This window comes from Bacillus sanguinis, assembly GCF_018332475.1.
Lineage (GTDB): Bacteria > Bacillota > Bacilli > Bacillales > Bacillaceae_G > Bacillus_A > Bacillus_A sanguinis.
This window is the reverse complement of the sequence record NZ_BOQB01000195.1, coordinates 1-4,735: the sequence shown is the minus strand read 5'-3', so window position 1 is coordinate 4,735 and position 4,735 is coordinate 1. Positions and strand designations below refer to the sequence as shown.

Below are 4,735 nucleotides of genomic sequence, written 5' to 3'. Positions count from 1 at the left end.
TTGTGTTTTCAATGGATTGGTGCCTCTAATCAACAATTCGTTCAAATGTTCAATGATGCGAGACCAAAAGCTTTTACATCTATCAATTCGATTATAAAAGTGGAAGAAGATTTGAAACGAATTGCCGAAAAATTCCGCAACACAGATAATCAAGATGTTACAATGGAAGAAGATGCAATGTGTGATAAACCTTCCTCTGAAGAAAAAGGTTTTGATGGCGGTAAACTAGCTCGAGATATAGCTGGTGAAATAAGTGGTGAGTATGATATTAAAAGAGCGTGGGATGGTGTTGATCCATCTACTGGTGAAAAACTATCAACCTGGGATAGAATCTTTGCGGGTGGAATGGCAGTAGCAGGTCTTACACCAGTCGGGAAACTTGCTAAAGTGGGAAAAGGCGTTAAGATGACGCATGCTGCAATAGAAAGTAAAAACCTTTTACGAGGAGAAGATTACTTAAAAGCAGCAACAAGACCAAATGGTATCGGTAAACCACATATTGGTGAGAACGGAAACCTAATCCCAGCAAATAAAGAAGGGATGTATAAAGGCCGACAAGTAACTGTAACTGAACATATCTTAGGTGGATATCGCAGAGGAGCAAAACATAATAGTCCTTATACTAGTTTCTCGATAAAACCTGAGGTTGCAAGTAATTATGGTAAAAATATTATTGATATTGATTTACCTGCTCTAAGAAAGGGGATTAGGGACGGTGAAGTAAAAGATGTTGCTATTTTAAGCCCTAAGCAAATAGAGCGTTTAATAAAGCAAGATTCCGCCACTACAGATCACTGGAAAAATCTCGCTTTAAATTGGACTAAAAGAGATACTGAATACCTTATTAGAGGAGAAATTCCTAGTAAATATTTTAACATTAAGAAATGAGAGGGATATTCGCTATGAAACTATACTTTAAAGATATACATTTAGGAGACATTTCAAATGTAAATGGTGATGGTTTTTGGATGTATGGAAATATTAATTTCACTAATAACATTTCTGATTTCAAAGAGTTTCTTAACAAAATGGTAGATGAAAATAATCCGCCTTTAGATGATGTAAATCCAATCCTATTGGATGAAAACAATTGGTTTGTATCTAAAAATAATCAATTAGAGGGAATTGGAATACCTGCCGTCTACTTTGATTCAAATGAAATAGAATGGCGTTGGAGATAAATAAAAAGGTTCTCAGTTAAGAGAACCTTTTTCACTTCACATATACATAGGTTTCATTTGCTATTACATAGTAAATCTCACTTAACTTCATATCACCCAAGAGTATGAAAGGATTGATCATTAATGAATATTCTAGAAAAATTAAACGATTCCTTCACTTTAGAAGCTCAGGAATCACCAGCGAGTAAAGAGGCCATTCAAGAATTACAAAAGTTCTCATCAATAGATGTACCATTAGATTATTTAGAAGTAATCCAAAATTGTACAAACGCAGAGATTAATGTACAAAATGAACTTTACATACGTATTTTGGCCCCTACTGATTGCATAGAGATGAATAAAGCACATGATATTCAAAAATATATACCAAATTCACTGGCAATCGGTGATGATGAAGGCGGAAAAGCATTATTATATGTAGATGGAAAAGAAGGATTCGGATTATATACAGTGGATTTTGGAGATTTAGATATTGAAGAAGCAATTAAAATAGCTCCTTCATTAAATGCATTGTTAATAGATGGTGTCGGAGTAGAGGAATTGTTGTCATAGTTAATAAAATAACAGCCGAATCATTTATATCGAGTCGGCTGTTATTTTTGATTAAGCTATCCTTTTGTTTTACTTCAAATACTCATACCACCAATCTCTACGATCAAGGTACTCCTTCATCGCATTTAATTGAGCATCTGAAGTTGGATCAGAAATAAAATATGCTAATCCATCAGGTTGTAAAATGAACTTAGCTGTCATTCTTAACGATGTCAATGCTCCCATAACATCTTCAATATACTCTCTTGAAAATGCTCCTGATTGGATGATATTTAGTTTAGTTGTTTGAACTTCCTCTTGCACTGCTCCAGTAAACCAAGAAAGCAGCTTTCCTCCTATCAATTGATTTAAATCACAATTACCGATACCAGGTACATTTCCTGTTTCCGTGTACGCCAAAAATCGCAAGGATATGCTGGCTTATTACCAACATATATACCAACTTTCTTAGTACCTCAACAGTATAACTCATCGATAAAGGCTTATATGCCGGCTCTCATATCCTCCATCGATTTGTCTATTATTATTTAAAGTAGAATAATTGAATCTTTCTTTTCTATTTTTATAATATCTACATCCAATTCATCATCAAACTCTTTAAACTCTCTTGCATCTATATCCGTCATATAGCTCTTTATTACTTTCGCCATATGCATGGAATATGGCATGTGTATATTCTTTTCCAAAAGCATACTTGAATTACAGCACAAGTAATGTACCATTTTGGCAATATAGTTCCTTTCAACAGCTTTTACACCTAGCGGTAATATTTCCAGTATATATCGATATAATGTTTCGCTACCATTAGATGAATACTCACCAGTGCTATAATACATTCCTTTTTGATCTATATATAAACCCGTACTATCCAGTACGTCATCACATTCTATCGTACCGTATTTTGGTACATCAAAAGATGTATTTATTCTTACAGCATTTAAGTTTGGAACTTTTAGCAAATCTGGAACAATGTCAGGGAAAGTATCTATATCAATTTCTCTATTTTGTAACTCTTTTATCCAATGTTTTCTTACATTCGCATCTATAATGAAGTATACTTGCTCATTTTGCTCTTTTGCATGTTGTAAAATTTCCGTTAATGTTTCAGAAACAAATTGTTTAAATTGAATCCCCATATCATTCCGTTTTGAAGGCTGAGGTAAAAAGGTATTATGTTTATTTACATGTAATAATAAACGATCAATCGTTTGCCACTCTGTATCCCCATATAATTTATATGAAATTTCTTTTCCTTTTATTTGTGCAATAATAGGTAAGAAATCAAATTTCGAGATTCGTTCAATTGATAAATTAATATATGTACAAGGTAAATTTATCTTATTCCAACTGCGTTTCAAAAACCCTCTTTGTTCTAATAAACTAAAAATACAATTAATAATTGTTTTACGCGATACACTTTGGCCTATAAATAAATTAATAAATGCCGAAATACGGTTTGTTCGGGCAAACCCTTCTCTAACGATTTGCTTTGGATCAATTTTTTCACGCCCATCACAATTTTTCATTGCGATTAACGCTAATGTCGCATCACTACGCTCACCTGCAGTAGCATAAACCGCTTTCGTAACATCCTCTACTAGGCTTGTTTTATATTTCTGGCAATATTGCATTTTATATGGGTTTTGCAATACTTTTTCAATATTATGTCTTACTACTTTTAACAATACTGGCGAATCTGCATTTAATACATATGAAGACTCACCAATTTGAGCTAACACAATTTTACTTTCAATTAACACTTGTTCTATTTCCATCGATATTTTATTAGACCATATTTCTAACGTTATAGTCTCTAATCCTTTTGGTGCAATTAAAGGGAATAATTCATTTTCGTTATTTGTGACTACCTTTTTACATTTCGGTAGTAATGTGAAATAAGAGAATTTTTGCTGAAACCCTTTAAATAGAAACTCTCTTTCCTTTACTTTTATACCAGGTTTTATTTTAGTACCTTGAACTTTATATATTCTTTCATTGTATGGAAGCAACACCCTAAGATGTGCTCCTAGCATATAATCTTTCGGATATTGAAGAATATGCTCTAATTCAACTTCCCCACCTATATGAAATTCATCTTTTAAATTTCTAAATATCTTAATCCATTTTATGCCGTTTGTAGCTTGTTGTACTTTTAGTTTTACAAACCGTAATTTTTTATTATTCGATGTAAATCCTGAATTAGAAATTAATATCATGCCCCGTTTTCGTCTCAAAAGCAAAGGGATTTTTGGATGGTTATATTCTTGATAAAATCTCCGAATTCCTATTGAAACATTTAATAATGGAATGTTTTCACCTCCGCGCGTTATACATTCGAACCGATATACATAGGCGAAATAATCTTGTGTTTTTTCATCTTTAATAGGCTCTGACATAGACTCACAAATATTTTGTGATCTAAGTGGAGAAAAAGATATCTCTTCTTCGTTTATGTTTTCTAATTGTATAGGACGTTCACAAAAAATATGTGAAATTAAAGCTGGCACCCACTTAGCATATATTTCATTATCATGTAGTACTGTTAAATTAGAAATTAAATCGTAATGCCATTCATATTTTGGCGATTCTATTAATTTATTAGGTTTCCAATCATGAATAACCTCATACCAACTTTGGAAAATATAATCGAGTTGTTCTTTTCTTATAGGTTCTTTCGATACAATCCAAGGTGTATTTTCATTTAATACATATGGATTATGCTGAATAAATAATATATCAGAAAACATATCATATAATCTTTCATTCAATCGTTTCAACTTACTCGTTAATAAAAATGTTTTATAATGTATCTCTACAATATCGAGCCATTCAATAGGGAAATATATAAATGATACGCTTTCGTTTAAAAGAGGTTCTATTATATTTTCAAATGATAACAACTTTAATTTTCCCTTAAAATGATTACTTCCTTTCTTCATTTTTCTTGATTAACCAAAACTAAAAAAATAATTACTAAATCTAATCAATTTAAACCAAGTATT

At 31.9% G+C, this 4,735-nt stretch carries 4 protein-coding genes and 1 pseudogene; 3 read left to right on the top strand and 2 right to left on the bottom strand.

Annotated elements, in window-relative coordinates:
* From KI369_RS20140 to KI369_RS20130, 3 genes are all read left to right on the top strand, one after another.
* The coding region (locus KI369_RS20140) for a pre-toxin TG domain-containing protein (RefSeq protein WP_212957143.1) at positions 1-888 on the top strand (888 nt) is incomplete at its 5' end.
* Positions 889-902: 14 nt separating this feature from the next.
* Positions 903-1,181 carry a hypothetical protein gene (locus KI369_RS20135; protein ID WP_001997557.1) on the top strand — a complete coding sequence of 93 codons (279 nt, stop codon included), beginning with the start codon at positions 903-905 and terminating at the stop codon, positions 1,179-1,181.
* Positions 1,182-1,304: 123 nt separating this feature from the next.
* Positions 1,305-1,733, top strand: coding sequence for an SMI1/KNR4 family protein (locus tag KI369_RS20130; protein WP_212957142.1), 429 nt, complete (start codon positions 1,305-1,307; stop codon positions 1,731-1,733).
* A 69-nt stretch (positions 1,734-1,802) separates the two neighbouring features.
* Here KI369_RS20130 and KI369_RS20125 read toward each other — a convergent pair.
* Both KI369_RS20125 and KI369_RS20120 read right to left on the bottom strand, forming a co-directional pair.
* A pseudogene (locus tag KI369_RS20125) lies at positions 1,803-2,248 on the bottom strand (N-acetylmuramoyl-L-alanine amidase C-terminal domain-containing protein); the annotation flags it as partial.
* Positions 2,249-2,260: 12 nt separating this feature from the next.
* Positions 2,261-4,672, bottom strand: coding sequence for an RNaseH domain-containing protein (locus KI369_RS20120; RefSeq protein WP_212957140.1), 2,412 nt, complete (start codon positions 4,670-4,672; stop codon positions 2,261-2,263).
* Between the last annotated feature and the right edge of the window lie 63 nt (positions 4,673-4,735).

Coding starts and splice junctions, on each gene's coding strand:
- KI369_RS20135 (WP_001997557.1), top strand. CDS start 903: ATGAAACTATACTTTAAAGATATACATTTAGGAGACATTTCAAATGTA.
- KI369_RS20120 (WP_212957140.1), bottom strand. CDS start 4,672: ATGAAGAAAGGAAGTAATCATTTTAAGGGAAAATTAAAGTTGTTATCA.
- KI369_RS20130 (WP_212957142.1), top strand. CDS start 1,305: ATGAATATTCTAGAAAAATTAAACGATTCCTTCACTTTAGAAGCTCAG.